The following is an 18,089-nucleotide window of genomic DNA, read 5'->3' on the forward strand; positions in this document are numbered from 1 at the left end:
GGATTTCCAGTTTGGCTTTTTTGTGGTATTTATTCGAATTAATGATACTATCTGATACTAGTAATATTCAAATTTTCTTAATAGTTGTAATTTCGTTTTCTTTTTATTTTATTTCGTTCCATTTTGACAAATAGAGCGTAAACTCATGGTAGGCGAATCGGAACAAATAGTTGATGGATTAAGACGGGGGGATAGGTCTGTATTTAAGCGCCTATTTGATCATTATTACACCTTGCTGGTGCTTTTTGCCCATAAGTTTGTGACAGATTTAGATACAGCAAGGGAGTTGGTTCAAGACTTTTTTGTTTATCTCTGGGAGTTTAAAGAAAAACTCGTAATCAAGGTTTCCATCAAATCATATATGTACACTTCGGTGAAAAACCGATGCTTTAATTTTTTAAAGTTAAAAAGAAAGTCTGTGAGCTTGGAAAACATAGACCATGACCCTGGGGATGGTAACCATTTTTTTGAAAATATGGTATATAGTGAGTATGAAAACGCATTTTTACAGGAAATCAAAAATCTTCCGCCTAGGTGTCAGGAAGTATTTCGCTTAAAGCGGTTTCAGCATAAAACGAATCAGGAAATAGCTGAAATTCTGAGTGTTAGCATCAAAACAGTAGAGGCCCAAATGAGTATTGCCTTAAGGCGGCTCAGGGACTTGTCAGAAAGAATCACATAAAATTTCAATTTTTTTTCAATTCCCTTTAGGGGTTGCATCATCATTTTTTGTCTTAGGCATAAGTAACAAAAAATACATCTCTTGAGTACAGTTGAATTTGACCATTTATTAGCTCAGGTGTTGAGCGGAGAAGCATCTGAAAGTGAAGTTGCAAGATTGGAGGAATATGTTTCCCAAAATCCTGAGGCTATGGAAAAGTACCGCCATGCAGAGCGGGCTTGGAAATGGACCGGTCAATTGGATGAAGAAATGTTGTTCTTGGAAGATGATTGGGAGAAAATCCAAAACCGTATTCAAGTTTCAGGAACAACACGTTTGATTTCCAGAAAGAGGCAACTAGCTGTAGCAGCAACCTTAGCTTTGATATTGGCATTGGGAGCACTCTTTTACCATTTGCCTTTTGGTTCTGGAGAGAATGGAGTACAGCATTTTATCACGGTGAGCAGCCCAGAAGGTAGCAGAAGTCATATTGTTTTGGAAGATGGAACAGAGGTTTGGCTTAATGAAGGAAGTAGCCTAAAGTATGGCAATCATTTTAATGAAGATATCAGACAAGTATTCCTTTCAGGTGAGGGTTTCTTTGAAGTGACCAAATCGAAGTTGCCCTTTTTGGTTACTGCCAATGAGGTTGACCTTAAAGTATTGGGGACTTCTTTCAACGTGAGATCATATGAGGATGAGGAAGAGATAGAAACCACATTGTTGACAGGGAAATTGATGCTCAGCAGTAATGCTTATGAGGATATTAAGCCAGTATTATTGGACCCTGCTGATAAAGTGGTGTATCAAAAAGCAGATCCTTCATCAGGGAATCATAGGCCGAAAATCACCAAAGAACGTCTTAGCAAGGATAATATGCTCGGAGAAGCATCATGGAAAGATGCCCAGTTTATATTTGATGCTGCCCAACTTGGTGATATTGCCAAACAATTGGAGCGTCAGTTTAATGTGCAAGTAAGCTTCCAATCTGAGGAGTTAAAAGAACTCAGATTTACAGGGAAAATATCCAATGAATCATTGGAATACTTGATGAGGGCTATCAAGCTTTCTACAAATGTACAGTATAGCCTTAAGGACGATGAGTTATTCATCTATCGATAGATCAGTAGATTAAAATTAATTAAACCCATGTAACATGATTAGATTATTCAATCAAAGGGGCAAGCTATGCCCAAGGAAATCTTCATCCACACCAACCATGATGTTTTAACTATGAGCAAGACTTTACTGAGAATATTTGGGGTTTTGTTTTTACTGCAATCTGAATTAGGATTTGCACAGGACCTTAATCTTATCGCTTCCAACAATGGAAGGTCGATCAAACAAATTATAAAAGAAGTGGAGCAAAAGACGGAATATACCTTCTTTTTCCACGAGGATGCTAACGGACTCGACAAAAGGGTAAACCTAACCACGGATGTTTCGGATATAGCTGGTTTTATGAACCAGTTGCTGAACGGAACTTCACTTACTTATAAACTGATGGAAGATGGCTTGATTGTCATCAGTCCCAAAAGAATAGTGGAAAAAACCATTAAAGGAAAAGTGACTGATGCCAACAGCCAATTACCGATTCCAGGTGCTTTGGTAACCATCAAAGGAGGAACAGAAGGAACGGTTACTGATATGGATGGTAATTTTTCCATTGTAGCCAAACAAGAAAGTGTCACCCTGATCTTCAGTTTCATCGGTTACCAGTCTACCGAGGTGGTGGTATCTCCCGGTCAGACTTTGGTGAATATTAGTCTGAGTGAAGATGTCAACGAATTGGAGCAGGTGGTTGTAACAGCGTTAGGAGTGAAGCGTGAAGAAAAAGCTTTGGGCTATGCTGTTCAAAAGATTTCTGGAGAAACCTTGCAAAAAGTGAAAGGGGTGGATATTGGTACCACTTTGACAGGCAAAGTTGCAGGGTTAACGGTTAAGAACTCCACAGAGTTTTTTGAAAAGCCCACAATTACCCTTCGTGGGGCTTCACCGCTTTTAGTGATCGATGGCGTACCTTACGGAAACATGACTCTTCGAGACATCAGTATGGATGATGTAAAGAGCATGGATGTCCTTAAAGGTCCAACAGCGTCAGCACTTTATGGTGCTAGAGGAGGAAACGGTGCCATTATCATCACCACAAAAAGGGGAGCTGATAAAAAGGGTGTTACCGTTTCAGTTAACAGTAATAATATGGTTTTTTCTGGCTTCTTGATGCTGCCTGAGGTTCAGTCTTCCTACAGTGCCGGTTATAATGGCCAATACAATACCGATGACTACGTATGGGGAGATAAGCTGGACATAGGAAGAACAGCCATGCAGTGGGATCCAATTGCCAAAGAAATGAGGGAAACTGAACTTACTTCAAAGGGGAAAAACAATTTCAGAAACTTCCTTCAGCCTAGCTTTATTACCAATAATAATGTCAACATCACCCAGCAAGGGGAATTTGGAAGTGTTAGGGCATCCTTAACCCACGTACTCAATAAGGGACAGTATCCTAATACCAAGTTGAATATGATCAACTATTCCATAGGCGGAGAGATGAAGTTGGGCGAAAAATTCCATTTGGATGGAACCATGGGCTATAACAAAAGAAAAGCCCCTCAAATCGCCGGTACAGGCTATGGTTCACAGGGGTATATCTATAACCTTTTGGTTTGGACAGGTCCTGAATATGATGTAACCCAATTTAAGGATTATTGGATCAAGAAGGATGAAGTACAAAACTGGCATTACACCGCTTGGTATGATAATCCATATATGATGGCTTATGAAAAACTTCATAGCATAGACCAAAACACCTTCAATACGGCGATGACAGCCAATTACAAACTGGCTGAAGGGGTAAAGATCTTATTCCGTAGTGGTTTAGATTATTATATCAACCAAGATATCAGAAGAAATCCTCCAGGTATTTTCAGTACCAGGGGATGGGATGCCAAGGGGCTGTATTCTGTGGATCAAAGAAAGGGCTTCAGTATTAACTCTGACCTGATGTTGATGGGGGAGAAGAAAATTGGAGACTTTGGATTTGAGGGTATCTTGGGAGGAACCATCTATTACTATGAAGATGAAGGTTTGAGCAGTAGTACTAGAAGTGGTTTGGCCATTCCAGGTTTCTATTCCCTTAATTCCAGTGTGGAAACTCCAAATGTTTCGAACTGGATCAGTAGAAAACAAGTGAATAGTATGTTTGCCAAAGCAGGCCTATCCTATAAAACCAGCGTGTTCTTGGATTTGACAGGAAGAAATGATTGGTCTTCTACCTTGCCGCAAAGTACTAGATCTTATTTCTATCCGTCTGTGGGTTCCAGTGTGGTGCTTTCAGAAATGATCTCCAGTCTTCCTAAGTGGGTTGATTTCTTGAAACTTAGAGGCTCATGGGCATTGTCCAAGCGGGATTTGGGAGTATATGCCACTAACAGCGTGTTCTCTGTAAGCAATAATGTTTGGGACGGTATGAATACTGGAAGGTATCCGGACAATATTAGGGGGGCAGAAGTAGCACCGCAGACCGAAAGGACTTATGAGTTTGGATTGGCTACGCATGTTTTGAATAATAAGTTGAAATTGGATGTGGCTTACTTCAATAAGTATATCTATAATATCCAAGCTAATGCAACCATATCAGCCTCATCTGGGTTTAGCAGTAGACTGATCAACACTGATGAGACCTTTGAGCGTAAAGGATTGGAAGTGACAGCAGAGGTAACTCCAATTAAGAATGAGAAGCTACAATGGAATGTGATTGCTAACTGGTCAAAGAGCCATCGTTACTATAAACAACTGGATCCAGTTTATTCGCCTGACAATCCTTGGGTGAAAGAAGGTGGAAGAACGGATTTGTATTTATCCAGAGATTGGGAAAAGGATCCTTCGGGGAATTTGATCAATTATAATGGATTCCCGCAAAGAAGCCGATATAATTCACTTATTGGGACATTTGATCCTAATTGGATTTGGGGATTGACCAATGTGGTTAACCTTGGGCAGTTCACCTTTAGCTTAAGCTTTGACGGTCGAGTTGGAGGACTTTCTTATTCCTCAACCAACGCAAGATTGTTCCAAACAGGAGCCCATCCTGATTTGGATAATGAATATAGGTATGAGGAGGTTGTGAATGATAACCTGACTTTTGTAGGACCTGGTGTGAAAGTAGTGTCAGGAGATGTGATCTACGATAATTATGGAAATATTGTAGAGGACTCTAGGGTGTTTGAGGCTAATGATCAGATTGTGTCCTTTGAGTCATATTACAAAGGTTATGGTACAGGAAGCCAAAATATCTTTGATGAAACCTTCCTGAAGCTTAGAGAAGTATCCATTGCCTATCAGTTGCCTACTTATTGGGCATCCAAAATCAAGGCTAGATCCGCTTCAGTGGCCTTGACAGGACAGAACTTGTTCATCTGGACAAAAGAGTATCGCTTCTCTGATCCTGACAAAGCTTCAGATGATTTGAACTCACCATCCATCCGATATACAGGGCTTAATCTTAAGTTAACTTTCTAACATGCCAAAACACTCTAATATGAAAAGTAGCAAGCAAATAATTGCCATCTTCCTGTTTTTGGCAATGATCATTAATACAGGTTGTTCAAACTTTGATGAAATCAATACCAATCCGAATACACCAAGTAGGGTTAGTTCTCAAATGTTGGCGACCACCTTGATTTTAGATATCATTCGGCAGCCAACCCAGAAATCGTTCCTTATCGATGATTTGATGGGGAAATATATTGCTTGGTCCGAATTTGTTCAGGGAGAGCAATATAACAGAATCGAGAGGGTTGATTTTGATGAATTGATTGTATTGAACAATATCGATAAAATGGTAGCGTTCGCTCCGAGTGATGAACTTAGAAATAGTTATATGGCACTTGGTCATTTTGTGAAGGCCTATAAATATTTTGAATTGACCATGCGGGTAGGAGATGTTCCCTTTAATGACGCTTTAAAAGGGGAATCTGAAACGATTTATTATCCAGCTTATGATAGCCAAAAAGAGGTGTTTATTGGAATTCTGAATGAATTGGCTGAAGCGGACCGATTGTTTGCAATAGGTGCTGATTTTGATGGTGATCCAATTTATGGAGGCAGCACAGTGCGCTGGAGAAAGCTGGCTAATACATTTGCACTAAAGGTTTTGATCAATCTTAGCAAGAAGGAAGGAGATGCTGATTTGAACGTAAAGGGTCGTTTTTATGAAATTTTGAATACTAAGCCGATCTTTGAATCAAATGGTGATAATTTTCAGATAGTCTATTCCGATAAACAAAACCAGCGATATCCTTTTCATAAACTGGGCAACAACTTCATTATTTATAATATGGTAGGATCACCAATTATTGATAGTTTGAAGTCGCTCCAGGATTATCGGTTGTTTTACTATGCAAAACCTTCTCCTGTAGCCTTGTCAGGAGGAGCACAAGCCAATGAGTGGGACGCATATAAGGGAATAGATCCATCTGTGGAGTTTACTGCGTTGAGTGAGGTAGCTTCTTCGAAGGATTATTCACCAATGAATGACCGGTATACGGAAATTCCTGAAGGGGAACCCACATTCTTGATGAGCTACAGTCAGATGAACTTTATCATAGCTGAAGCAGCTGCCAGAAATTGGGTTAGTGAGAATGTTGCTGAATACTATGAAGAGGGTATTCGATCTGCCATGAATTTTGTGGCAAGCCATACACCGGATAATGAGCAGTTCCACCATGGTAGGCAGATCACATCAGCCTATGTGGACCAGTATTTGGCCTCAGCTCCTGTACAGTTAAAAAGCACCTTTGAGGAGCAGCTTAAGCAGATCATGACACAGAAGTATATAGCAAACTATTTGCAAACTCCTTGGGAAACCTATTTCGAATATCGCAGAACAGGTTATCCTGAGTTGCCAGTAAATCCCCAAACCAATCTGAATGAGGTGAAAACCCAACTTCCTAAAAGATGGATGTATCCGCAGGATGAGTTGGATTATAATATGGAGAATGTAAGTTCAGCGATCGATTCACAGTTTGGAGGCAACGACAATGTCAATGCCATCATGTGGTTGATCAAGGAATAAATGAGTACCCAATAATAAGAAGGAGATTTCGTCTAAACTTCATAATTCTCATTATGAAAGGATAGTTTTTGTAGAAAGCCAAGCTGGAAACCAGTTTGGCTTTCTTATGAAAAATATTACCCTAAATAAAGATAGATTATGCTAATTAAAAGTTAAAAATACCCTAAGTGGGGTATTTTTTGGTTTCTGGATATTTAGTAGGTTTAACGATTAATTTGTTTGGATACGATTTTTCAAGTGAACATCCGAAGAGAATTACCCATAGTTTGAGTGCTTTAATTAACAACCTAAATCCAGTGCATAGAATGCGCTGTAGCTAGGATAACCAATAGGAGATATCATGACACCAAATTCACAAAATCAATACGGTCAAAAAGTGATTTTTTCGCCGGATCCAATTGCTTCCAATGGAGTAGGAATTGCAGGACTTGTCATTTCTGTACTGGGGATTTTTCTAGGCTGGCTACCATTTTTTGGATGGATAGTTTGGGGCGTCGGTTTCGTATTGTCACTTATTGGTGTTTTTAAGCCAAAGCCTATTACCGCAATTGTAGGTTTAGTGATCTCGGCACTTACAGGTTGTTTCGTGATTCTGCCATTTATCTTATCGGTTTTGGCAGCCATTTTTGGTGTTTTCTTTATTTTTTAGAAAAGTCAAATAGTATCTCATCTGAGAGAAATGTATACCCAAATTCACACAGTCTGTATCTAATTGTCCTATAGATGGATTTTATTAGAATTAAAAAAGGTTAGAATTTTGTTTGAAGGAAATCAAAAACCTTATCCTCTTTAATTTTTTTATCTGATTATCCGCAATGATTCCAGTAACCATAAATCCTGTGCTCAAGTGGTCAGAAGCCTGTCTAACTGCCAAGTAGAACTGAAGACTGAAGCAGTGGATTCTTAAATCAATCAAAATGATCGTTTCCAATCGCTATTAATCTTTACTTGTACAGTTTGGGATACCCCTATTGTTAAAAATGTTTCCCTATAAGTAAATCACTTGTTTAACCTATTAAATGTATTAAAACAAGCATTTACAATATAGCTGTTCCTTCAGTATGCATTTATTAAAGCTCGATGCTACAATTTGACCAGGGGAGGATAGAAACCTTTGTGTTCATTGAAATCTGTTGCATGAAAGAAAATCTTATCTGAGCTATATGATACCCCAACAATTCGAAAAATCAAATCAGCCATTCAGATCCTTAATGGTTGGAATAATATTGGCTTATCGCGATGATGGCAAGAAGGGTTTTGAAGCTTCTTATAGGCAAAATATTGAAAGGTGTGCCACCTTGCTTTTTGAGGACTTAAGGTGTAGACTACCCTAAGTCCCTGATAAGTGAAACACGGCTAAAACACGGCTAAAACACGGGATAAACACGGCTTAACTAGGGGTTAAATACGGGTTAAAGAAGGAAGGTTAAAAAGGTTACATTCATTAATATGGACCATTTTCATACCATTAACCTGATTTCTCAAAGCCCGACCGCCCACCGCGGGGGGCCATAGACCAAGCTGGCCGGCGGACAGATTTAATTAATCATTTCTGTGAGATCTGTACTGTTTTTGAGGCTAAAATATACTGGTGAATTGTGGACATACAGATTTTTTTATTAAAAATGTAGAAAACCAATAAGTACAGGACAGTCATGTTATTTGTTTGATGTAGCTTGATGATTACTCTCTGGATTATTTTAAATTAAGGGTAGTTTAAGTTTTTGGAGACCAAAAAATAACCGACATTAAATGAATAAGTATACTGTTTTTTTTATTCTGATTTTAATTGTTTTTGGATTTAGACAAGGATTTTCTCAAGTGGCTAGGGATGAGGGAGAAAAGCCTAATATTATTTTTATTTTAACTGATGACCAGCGTTTTGATGCTCTCGGGTATGCAGGGAATAGATATATTGAAACTCCAGAAATGGATGATCTGGCCAGATCAGGCTCCTTTTTCGAAACAGCTATTGTCACCACCCCGATCTGTGCAGCAAGTAGGGCCAGTATTTTTACAGGACTCCATGAAAGGTCCCATAATTATAATTTCCAAACAGGAAATATTAGGGAGCAGTACATGGAGGATGCCTATCCAGTTGTTCTCAGAAACAATGGATACTATACAGGGTTCTACGGGAAATATGGTGTAGGGTATGAAAACCTTTCTGAGCAATTTAATGAGTTTGAATCCTATGATCGCAATAATCGCTTTAAAGATAGAAGGGGGTATTATTATAAAACCTTGGAAGGTGATACAGTGCACTTGACCCGATATACCGGCCAGCAAGCATTGGACTTCATTGATCGAGCTCCTAGGGATCAGCCTTTCTGTTTGTCTTTGAGTTTTAGCGCACCACATGCGCATGATGGAGCACCGGAACAATATTTTTGGCAAAAATCAACTGATGAAATATTAGAAGATATTACAATACCAGGTCCCTATTTGGGAGAAGATAAGTTTTTTGAATCACTACCTTCATTTGTAAAAGAAGGGTTTAATAGACTCAGGTGGACTTGGAGATATGATAGTCCAGAGAAATACCAAAATAGCCTTAAAGGTTACTACAGGATGATTTCTGGAATTGATAAGGAAATAGGAAAAATTCGTAAAAAGCTGAAAGAAAATGGGTTGGATGAAAATACAGTAATTATTATCATGGGCGATAATGGCTACTTTTTGGGAGAACGACAATTGGCAGGTAAATGGTTGATGTATGATAATTCCATAAGGGTTCCCTTGATAATATACGATCCAAGAGTTTGGTGGCAACGAAATATCAAGGATATGGTTTTAAATATTGATGTGCCTCCTACTATTGCTGACCTTGCTGGAGTAGATGCCCCTGATAGTTGGCAAGGACAAAGTTTATTGCCTTTGGTAAACAGAGATGAAAGGCATATTGCGCGGGATACGGTACTCATTGAGCATATTTGGGAATTTGATCATATTCCTCCAAGTGAAGGAGTACGTACCGAGGACTGGAAGTATTTCCGCTACCTCAATGACAAATCCACTGAAGAGTTATATCATCTTAAAAAGGATCCAAATGAAATCAATAACCTGATCAACGATGTAGAATATAAGGAAGTTGCAGATAAGTTGCGGTTGAAATGTGATGAGTTAATCAAGGAATTTGGCAACAAATATAGAGAAGGACCTTCAGCGCTAACTGTTGAGCTAATCAGAGCCCCTGAGCAAGGGGTGAAGGTATTGGATAAGCAACCTGAGTTTGGTTGGAAAGTGCCTGAACTATTAAAATACCAGTCTGCCTATCAGATTTTGGTCGCTTCTGAGAAGGAATTTATTGATTTGAATAGTGGGGATGTTTGGAACAGTGGGCAGATTAGATCTAGTAATTCCACTAATGTAGAGTATGAAGGCAACTCATTGGAAATTGGGAAGACCTATTATTGGAAAGTCAGAATTTGGGATGAAGAAAACCGATTGGTAGATTATTCGAAGCCCCAGAAGTTTACAGTAGGGGAAAGTAATGATTATATGATCTCTACTGAAAATTCCAATGAGGTTAGTAGAATAAATCCAGAGTTGTTTGAAAAGAGAGGAAATGTTTATTTCATGGATTTTGGCAAAGCAGCTTTTGCCACCATGGAGTTTAATTATAAGACTGATAAAGTGGATACTTTGATTTTTAGACTGGGTGAAATGCTGGATGGGAAAACTATAAACCGTACACCGCCCAAGAAGAGTACAATTCGGTATCAGGAAATAAAGGTAGTTGTAGGTCCTGAAAGTAGTATATACCAATTGCCGATTAAAAAGGATATTAGAAACACTTTACCCAATAAGGCCTTGGCTTTACCGGCCGGAATCCCAGTTTTGATGCCCTTTAGGTATGTGGAGCTTGAGGTGGGCAGGGAATCCCTTGATAAAAATGATTTTGTTCAGTTGGCTTACCATACCTATTTTGATGATCATGCAAGTGATTTTCAAAGTTCTGACAGTATCATAAACCAAGTATGGGACTTGTGCAAATATTCTATAAAGGCCACCACTTTTAACGGCCTATATGTTGATGGCGATAGAGAGCGAATTCCTTATGAGGCAGATGCCTATCTAAACCAGTTAAGCCATTATACCACAGATAGGGAGTATGCGATGGCCAGAAGAACCATAGAGTATTTTATGGAACATCCCACATGGCCCACAGAATGGCAGCAGCATGTGGCTTTAATGTTCTATGCAGATTATATGTACACGGGAAATACAGAACTTATTGAGCGTTATTATGAAGCCTTGAAGCACAAAACACTTTTTGAATTGGCCAATGAGGAGGGATTAATAAGCTCTACCAAGGTGGATCACGATTTTATGTTGAAATTGGGTTTTAAGGAGGGATACAGTAAAATGTTGACAGATATAGTTGATTGGCCTCCGGGCTCCTTTACAGGTTCGAAAGCTTCATTAGGTGAAAGGGATGGATTTGAATTTATGCCTTATAACACGGTGATCAATGCCTTTTATTATAAGAATATGCTGATCATGGCCGAGTTTGCAAAAATCATGGGCAAACCTCAAGAATCTATTGATTTTGCTCTGAGGGCAGCGAAAGTTAAAAAGGCATTAAATGAAAGGATGTTTGACCAAGAAAGGGGAGTGTATATAGATGGTATTGGTACTGGACATGCTTCTTTGCATGCCAACATGCTTCCTTTGGCCTTTGATCTAGTTCCTGAAGAACATAAAGAATCGGTATTGAAATTTATCCAATCCAGAGGTATGGCATGTAGTGTTTATGGTGCACAATATTTAATGGATGGGCTCTATAATGCTGCTGCGGAGGATTATGCTTTGGAGCTTTTGACCGACACCAGTGATAGGAGTTGGTATAATATGATTCGAGTGGGATCTACCATTACGCTAGAGGCATGGGATTATAAGTATAAAAACAATTTGGACTGGAATCATGCGTGGGGGGCTGTTCCTGCAAATATAATCCCAAGGGGCTTATGGGGAATCAAACCCAAAACACCAGGCTTTGGGATTGCCACTATCCATCCTCAGCTAAGTAATCTGAAATCTAGTTCAATTGTAGTTCCCACAGTAAAAGGAGGCATAAAGGGGAGGTATATAAATCACGGCCCTAGATTGCAGACCTATGAAATCGAAATTCCTGCTAATATGGTAGCTGAATTTTCATTGAATGAGATGAAAGAGAAAGAGATCATACATAATGGAAAAAAAGTGTCTTCTGCATTTGAAACAGTTCGGTTGACACCGGGCAAGCATACCATTGTATTAAGGATAAACTCTTTTTAGTCCTAGTTTTACTTAGGAGTAGTTATTTCTGTCCTTCCTTTATCAATTAATTATGACAGTTTTATAGGTAATTTAATAAAACGATTAATATCATTAAATTGGAGATAGCTTTTTTCAATTGATACTGTCAAACATGGATTTACAGAAGAACAAAGAAAATGCGATTGCATTTTATAAAATGACCTATGAAGGCAAGCCAAAGCTGGCTTTAGATAAATATGTAGGAAAGGAATATATTCAGCATAATCCAGATGTGGCGGATGGTCTAAATGTGTTTGAGGAATATTTCGATAGCATGGAAAGAGAATATCCCGAAAAATCAATTGAGTTTGTAAGGTGTATCGGAGAAGGGGACTTGGTAGCGCTTCATACCCATCCGATTTGGCCAGGAAATGAAGAGTATGTGACCATGGATTTCTTTCGTTTTGATAAGAAGGGAAAAATCTGCGACCATTGGGATGCCATACAAAAGATTCCTCCAGAGCCAAAAAACAATAATAAAATGTATTGACAATAATTGGCCGTGAATATTATCCCATTGATTGGGAGGGATTAGTTAAATTGAGCAAAAATGTTACACTGAATATAAATCATTCTTTATTGTATGTTGAAAAATATGAAACTTGACATTCTCTTTAAATACTATAATCATCTTTCAAGAAGGAGATAGGACATTAGAATGTGATTAGAATAATATTAGAGTGAAACTTTTTTTTTGTTCATTGGTTTATATTTGTTGATCTAAGAGCGAAGTTTTTAGTATTACAGTGGAAATAAGCCAAACGGTTTAATTAATTCTCGATCAATATAATGACGACACTAACACCTATACAGCGGCTTTGGAGGCTGTTAAAAATATATAAACCAGAAATAAGACAAATTTATACCTATGCATTGTTCATTGGTATAGTAAACCTGTCTTTACCGCTAGGGATTCAGGCCATTATCAATTATCTGCAAACAGGAGAGCTTTCCTCTTCTTGGGTAATACTTGTTACTGTGGTATTGGTAGGTATCACTACAGCTGGTTTGCTTCAAGTGCTTCAGTTAAGGATCGTTGAAAATATTCAACAGGACATATTCGCCAGGTCTGCTTTTGAGTTTGCTTTTCGACTTCCCCAAATTAAGCCGAAAGAATTAGACGGTCAGCATGCGCCTGAATTGGCCAATAGGTTTTTTGATACATTGACCATACAGAAAGGATTGCCCAAAATGTTGATAGACCTTTCTGTGTCTGCGTTTCAGATTTTGTTTGGCATGATACTGCTTTCCATTTATAGCCTTTATTTTATTTTACTTGGCCTTGTTTTGGGCTTTGCCCTTTTTATGTTAGTAAAGGTGACGGGGCGTATTGGATTGGAAACCAGTATTAAGGAAAGCAAGTACAAATATAACCTGGCACATTGGCTGGAGGAAATTGGTCGCGTGAGAAGGACTTTTCACCTCTCTCAAGACCCATCCTTTCATTTGAAGAAAAGCGACGATATTACTGTGGATTATATAAGGTCAAGAGAGTCACATTTCAGGGTATTATTGGATCAATTTAAAGCCATTATTGGATTTAAGGTTTTTATAGGGGCTGGAATTTTGGTTGTTGGAGGTGTTTTGGTATTCAACAATCAAATGAATATTGGACAATTTGTGGCTGCTGAGATTGTAATTATCTTGGTGATCAACTCTGTGGAAAAGCTGTTGAATGTATGGGATAATGTATATGATGTACTTACTGCTTTTGAAAAAATAGGTTTTGTAACTGATATGAGCTTACAAAGTGAATCAGGAAACCAGAAAATCAAAAAGGAATCTCCCAGTTCGATAGTATTAAAAAATGCCACTTTTAAATACCCTACTGATCAGTCACCGGTATTTAAAAATCTCAATTTTGAAATACCCGAAAGTTCACGTGCAGTAATCACAGGTAAGACAGGGGCAGGAAAATCCACTTTATTACAGATTTTGGCAGGTATCCAGTTTATTGACTCAGGGGATATCCTCATCAATGATATTCCTTATGAGAAGCTTGATAAGAAAAGCTTCCATCAAAACCTTGGTGTGGTATTGGCTTCCAATCAAATTTTTGAAGCCAGCATTCGTGAGAATATCCTTGTAGGAAGGAATATACCAGATAGTGCCTTGGCCGAAATGCTCCAGAACTTGGGGCTAGCATCTTATATTAAAGAATTACCCAAAGGATTGGATACGGTATTGGATAGCGGTGGTCGCAGAACGCCTCGCTGTATCATCCAAAAGATTCATTTGGCCAGAGCTATTTGTCATCAACCTGGTCTTTTGTTAATGGAAGACCCTTTGGTCAATATTCCAAAAAACGAAAGGCATGACCTTATCAAATTCTTAACAGAGAAGAGGCATAATTGGACTTTGGTAGTCATCACCGATGAGGATGATTGGATAGAAAACAGTACCCAAACTATTAAGTTGTAATCAGCCATGTTGAATATATCTGAAAATAGTATAGCCAAGCATATCAAAAAGAATGACTTTAGGGCGTTTAGGGTGCTTAAAGAATTCAGCTACTTCCAGTTTTCCAGGAAATCAGTTTCTGTAATTTTTGCTGTTTTATTCATTTCACTCTTTTTACCCTGGACACAAAATATCCAAACCGATGGATATGTAACGACTTTGTTTCCAGAGCAACGACCCCAAGCCATTCAGTCTGTCATCTCTGGAAGATTGGAAAAATGGTATGTTAGGGAAGGGGATTTTGTGGAAAAAGGAGATACTGTGGTGTTTATTTCCGATGCAAAAAGTGAGTATTTTGATCCTAAGTTGATTGAGCGGACCCAAGAACAATTGGATGCTAAAATTGGGAGCTCTTCCTCTTATGAAGCAAAAATAGCCGCCATAAATGCCCAATCAATCGCCCTTCAAGAGGCCATGCAGCTAAAGCTTCGTCAACTGGAAAATAAGATTCTTCAAGCCAATAATAAGGTTCAAATGGATAGCATTGATTTGGTCGCTTATAAGACCAATCTTCGCATAGCTGAGAACCAATTGACACGAACGCAGGAATTATACGACAAGGGACTTAAATCCCTCACTGAGCTTCAGGAGAAAGAAATGAAAGTGCAAGAGGCAAATGCCAAGGTGACCGTGCAAAGTAATAAGCTGGTCAATCAGCGCAATGAGTTATTGAACCTTGATCTTGAGATGTCTTCGGTGGAGAGAGATTATCGTGATAAGCTGGCAAAGACGCAGTCGGATACCCAGTCTGCCTTGTCTGCCAAACTCGGTACAATGGCCGAAGTGTCAAAGCTGCAGAATCAATTGAGCAATTATGGCCAAAGAGCTAGCTTGTATTATGTTACGGCCCCGCAATCCGGATATATCACCAAAGCAGTAAAGAAGGGCATAGGGGAGTTGATCAAAGAAGGGGCAGACATCGTGTCCATAATGCCTCAGGAATATGATGTGGCAGTGGAGGTATACGTAAGACCTCAGGATTTGCCCCTTATTCGACAGGACAATAAAGTGAGCTTACGTTTTGACGGTTGGCCAGCGATTGTTATCAGCGGATGGCCAGAAGCCTCGACGGGTGTCTTTACTGGTAAAGTGGTGGCCATTGACCGTTTTATTAGCGCAAACGGCTATTACAGACTACTTGTCAGCCCAGATCCAGACGATAGGCCATGGCCAGAAAAACTGAGTATGGGGACTGGAGTAAGGACCTTTTTATTGCTGAATAATGTGCCTATTTGGTATGAACTATGGAGACAGCTGAATGGTTTCCCTGCCGATTATTATACAAAGGAAAAAACCAATCCTAAGCCATTAAAATTGAAGGCACCATTGAAATCGGTAAAATAATTCCCGAAATGCGTACAAGAATATCGATATATTATCTTCTTTTTATACTGCTGAGTTGGCCTGTTTTCAGTGATGCCCAGTCTATGGATACTTTGGATTATGAGGTGTTTATAGAAAAAGTAATCAATCATCATCCGCTTTCACAAAAAGCCAAATTAAATGACCTCAAGGCTGAAGCAAGTATAAGGGCGGCTAGAGGGAATTTTGATCCGGTATTGGAATCTGATTTTAATCAAAAGCATTACGCAGATAAGATGTATTACCGGAGATCAGCTTCAAGTTTGAGGATTCCTACAGTTGCTGGACTTGATGTGGTAGCTGGTTATGAGAAAAATTCAGGAACATACCTGAACCCCGAAAGCCAAACCGGATCAAATGGCCTTTGGAATGCAGGCATAGAACTTAATGTTTTGCAGGGATTGCTGATGGATGAGGGGAGGACCGCTCTGAGGCAAGGGAAAGCATATGCTGCTATAGCAGAGCAACAAAGGACCCTTCAAACCAATGACCTTTATTTCAGTGCAACTGAAGCTTATCTTTATTGGGCAAACAGTCATGAAGCCTTGAAAATTGTTAACGAAAGCATACGCTTGGCCGAAAATTATTTTCAGAATACGAAAACATCTTTTATTAATGGTGAAAAAACAGCCATTGATACTGTGGAGGCTTATATAATGTGGCAAGACAGGAAGAACCTTCTCCAATCTGTAAAATCAAGTAATACTGCTACGCAAAAAAATCTTGAAAATTATCTTTGGGATGAAGATGGTTGGTATGCCTCTGATCAAATGATTCCAGATAGTCTGTTGGTTATAAATCAGCAGGATGCTATTGATAACTTTTCTTTGGATACCTTGGACAGCCATCCCATGATTCAAGAGGCCAGATCCAAAGTGGCTGTAATGGAAGCAGAAAGAAGGATGAAACAAGAAAAGCTACTGCCTAAACTGAAATTGAAATACATGCCCTTGTTGACCCCTGATGGGGAGGGACTGCCGGGCTATAATAACAATGACTACAAATGGGGCTTTTCTTTTAGCTTCCCGCTGCTTTTAAGAGGAGAAAGGGGGAATTTACAGTTGGGCAAGGTAAAGGTGATGGAAAAACAGCTGGAGTTGGAGAATAAAACCATTAAACTTCAAAATAAGGTCCTCAATAGCTTAGCACAGATTGATTACTTAAAGGCCCAGGAGTCTATTCAGATGGAAAATGTCCAAGGTTATCGAAAGTTATTATGGGCAGAAAATGAGAAGTTTAAAATGGGGGAAAGTTCAGTTTTTCTCCTAAATAAAAGGCAAGAAAAATACCTCGAGGGGCAGTTGAAATTAATTGATCTCATCACCAAGCGCCAACTGGAGCAACTGAAGTTCAGGTATTATACCAATACCTTGGTTCCTGTAGGTGAATAAGCATGGTTCAATAGAAAAATTAGTAAAAAGCTTTATCAATAATTGTGTATGAATCCCTTTGTACATTAAGTTCAAGGGGATTTTTTATTTGGAATTTCAAGTCATTTGAGGTTTTTATTTTTAGAAAAGACTAACTAAATTATAAAGGGCTGTTGCATAGCTATTTGTTTAATTTTTTAAATGAAATGTTTCAAGGATTAAAGGTAAATGGTTTTGTTTTATCAGTAAAATAGGATTGTTCTTGGAAAAAAAATATAAGGTAATGAAACTGAAGGAGCTAGCTATCAAGAAGAAATTAAAAGATCCAGAAGCTAGTTTGATTTGGGATGAATATAAGTATCGGCATGACCTTATCTGGAAACATATGATCAGGTCTACTATTGCAGTAATCGGATCCATTACTCTTCCATTTACAAAAAGCTATCTCTTGGAAAATAGCGCAAAATCATATCCTTTGCTAATAATGCTTTCAGTTGCCCTGTTAATATATGTTCTTTATACTGTTTTAATAGTTAATAAAGAAATTAACATATTAAATACGATAAAGGAAATTCATAGGTCAGATCAACATATTAAATTTGGAGCTCATTCAGAATATGTACATAAAAAAGAACAAGGATCTGACAAAGTTATGATACGAGATACAGGGAGTAATCATTCTTCTGTATTTATTGAAATGTTTGAAAAGTTCAATTTTAGAAAGCGGGTGAATGTTTTTTTGATTTTACTTTTAATTGTAGCACTTTTTAGTCTCATATTACTATTTCAAAGAAGCATTACAATAGATTTGGTTGATTTGGATGGGAATGTAAAGAATGGAGTGATTTTTTGAATTAGT

The 18,089-nt window shown here is 38.5% G+C and carries 11 protein-coding genes; 10 read left to right on the top strand and 1 reads right to left on the bottom strand.

Features of this window, described 5'->3' with window-relative positions; genetic code table 11:
• Positions 1-145 precede the first annotated feature (145 nt).
• From H7U17_RS04035 to H7U17_RS04050, 4 genes are all read left to right on the top strand, one after another.
• A complete protein-coding gene (locus H7U17_RS04035) occupies positions 146-682 on the top strand; it encodes an RNA polymerase sigma-70 factor (RefSeq protein WP_186755118.1) in 537 nt (178 codons plus the stop codon).
• An 81-nt stretch (positions 683-763) separates the two neighbouring features.
• Positions 764-1,783: a FecR family protein gene (locus tag H7U17_RS04040; RefSeq protein ID WP_186755120.1), complete on the top strand. Its 1,020-nt coding sequence runs from the start codon at positions 764-766 to the stop codon at positions 1,781-1,783.
• A 111-nt stretch (positions 1,784-1,894) separates the two neighbouring features.
• Entirely contained in the window at positions 1,895-5,182 is a 3,288-nt protein-coding gene (locus H7U17_RS04045) for a SusC/RagA family TonB-linked outer membrane protein (RefSeq protein ID WP_186755122.1), read from the top strand.
• Positions 5,183-5,201: 19 nt separating this feature from the next.
• Complete coding sequence (locus H7U17_RS04050; RefSeq protein WP_186755124.1) at positions 5,202-6,737, top strand: SusD/RagB family nutrient-binding outer membrane lipoprotein; 1,536 nt, start codon at positions 5,202-5,204, stop codon at positions 6,735-6,737.
• Between the two features lie 369 nt (positions 6,738-7,106).
• Here the strand turns inward: H7U17_RS04050 and H7U17_RS04055 are convergent, their stop codons facing one another.
• A complete protein-coding gene (locus H7U17_RS04055; protein ID WP_186755126.1) occupies positions 7,107-7,361 on the bottom strand; it encodes a hypothetical protein in 255 nt (84 codons plus the stop codon).
• A gap of 1,128 nt (positions 7,362-8,489) precedes the next feature.
• Here H7U17_RS04055 and H7U17_RS04060 point away from each other — a divergent pair.
• From H7U17_RS04060 to H7U17_RS04085, 6 genes are all read left to right on the top strand, one after another.
• Complete coding sequence (locus H7U17_RS04060; RefSeq protein ID WP_186755128.1) at positions 8,490-12,017, top strand: sulfatase-like hydrolase/transferase; 3,528 nt, start codon at positions 8,490-8,492, stop codon at positions 12,015-12,017.
• A gap of 133 nt (positions 12,018-12,150) precedes the next feature.
• Complete coding sequence (locus H7U17_RS04065) at positions 12,151-12,528, top strand: nuclear transport factor 2 family protein (protein ID WP_186755130.1); 378 nt, start codon at positions 12,151-12,153, stop codon at positions 12,526-12,528.
• 299 nt (positions 12,529-12,827) lie between these two features.
• Positions 12,828-14,459, top strand: a complete 1,632-nt coding sequence (locus H7U17_RS04070) for a peptidase domain-containing ABC transporter (protein ID WP_186755138.1) — start codon at positions 12,828-12,830, stop codon at positions 14,457-14,459.
• Between the two features lie 6 nt (positions 14,460-14,465).
• The gene (locus H7U17_RS04075) at positions 14,466-15,842 is read left to right on the top strand and encodes an HlyD family secretion protein (protein ID WP_186755140.1); all 1,377 of its coding nucleotides are present in this window, start codon (positions 14,466-14,468) and stop codon (positions 15,840-15,842) included.
• Positions 15,843-15,850: 8 nt separating this feature from the next.
• Positions 15,851-17,251, top strand: a complete 1,401-nt coding sequence (locus tag H7U17_RS04080; protein WP_186755142.1) for a TolC family protein — start codon at positions 15,851-15,853, stop codon at positions 17,249-17,251.
• 262 nt (positions 17,252-17,513) lie between these two features.
• The gene (locus H7U17_RS04085) at positions 17,514-18,083 is read left to right on the top strand and encodes a hypothetical protein (protein ID WP_186755144.1); all 570 of its coding nucleotides are present in this window, start codon (positions 17,514-17,516) and stop codon (positions 18,081-18,083) included.
• Positions 18,084-18,089 lie beyond the last annotated feature (6 nt).

The sequence above is a fragment of the Echinicola salinicaeni genome, assembly GCF_014280965.1.
Classification (GTDB): domain Bacteria; phylum Bacteroidota; class Bacteroidia; order Cytophagales; family Cyclobacteriaceae; genus Echinicola; species Echinicola salinicaeni.

Excerpts from the sequence above, each read along its gene's own strand:
- H7U17_RS04080 (WP_186755142.1), top strand. The coding sequence starts at position 15,851 with ATGCGTACAAGAATATCGATATATTATCTTCTTTTTATACTGCTGAGT.
- H7U17_RS04060 (WP_186755128.1), top strand. The coding sequence starts at position 8,490 with ATGAATAAGTATACTGTTTTTTTTATTCTGATTTTAATTGTTTTTGGA.
- H7U17_RS04055 (WP_186755126.1), bottom strand. The coding sequence starts at position 7,361 with ATGGCTGCCAAAACCGATAAGATAAATGGCAGAATCACGAAACAACCT.
- H7U17_RS04050 (WP_186755124.1), top strand. The coding sequence starts at position 5,202 with ATGAAAAGTAGCAAGCAAATAATTGCCATCTTCCTGTTTTTGGCAATG.
- H7U17_RS04070 (WP_186755138.1), top strand. The coding sequence starts at position 12,828 with ATGACGACACTAACACCTATACAGCGGCTTTGGAGGCTGTTAAAAATA.
- H7U17_RS04065 (WP_186755130.1), top strand. The coding sequence starts at position 12,151 with ATGGATTTACAGAAGAACAAAGAAAATGCGATTGCATTTTATAAAATG.
- H7U17_RS04045 (WP_186755122.1), top strand. The coding sequence starts at position 1,895 with ATGAGCAAGACTTTACTGAGAATATTTGGGGTTTTGTTTTTACTGCAA.
- H7U17_RS04035 (WP_186755118.1), top strand. The coding sequence starts at position 146 with ATGGTAGGCGAATCGGAACAAATAGTTGATGGATTAAGACGGGGGGAT.
- H7U17_RS04075 (WP_186755140.1), top strand. The coding sequence starts at position 14,466 with ATGTTGAATATATCTGAAAATAGTATAGCCAAGCATATCAAAAAGAAT.
- H7U17_RS04085 (WP_186755144.1), top strand. The coding sequence starts at position 17,514 with ATGAAACTGAAGGAGCTAGCTATCAAGAAGAAATTAAAAGATCCAGAA.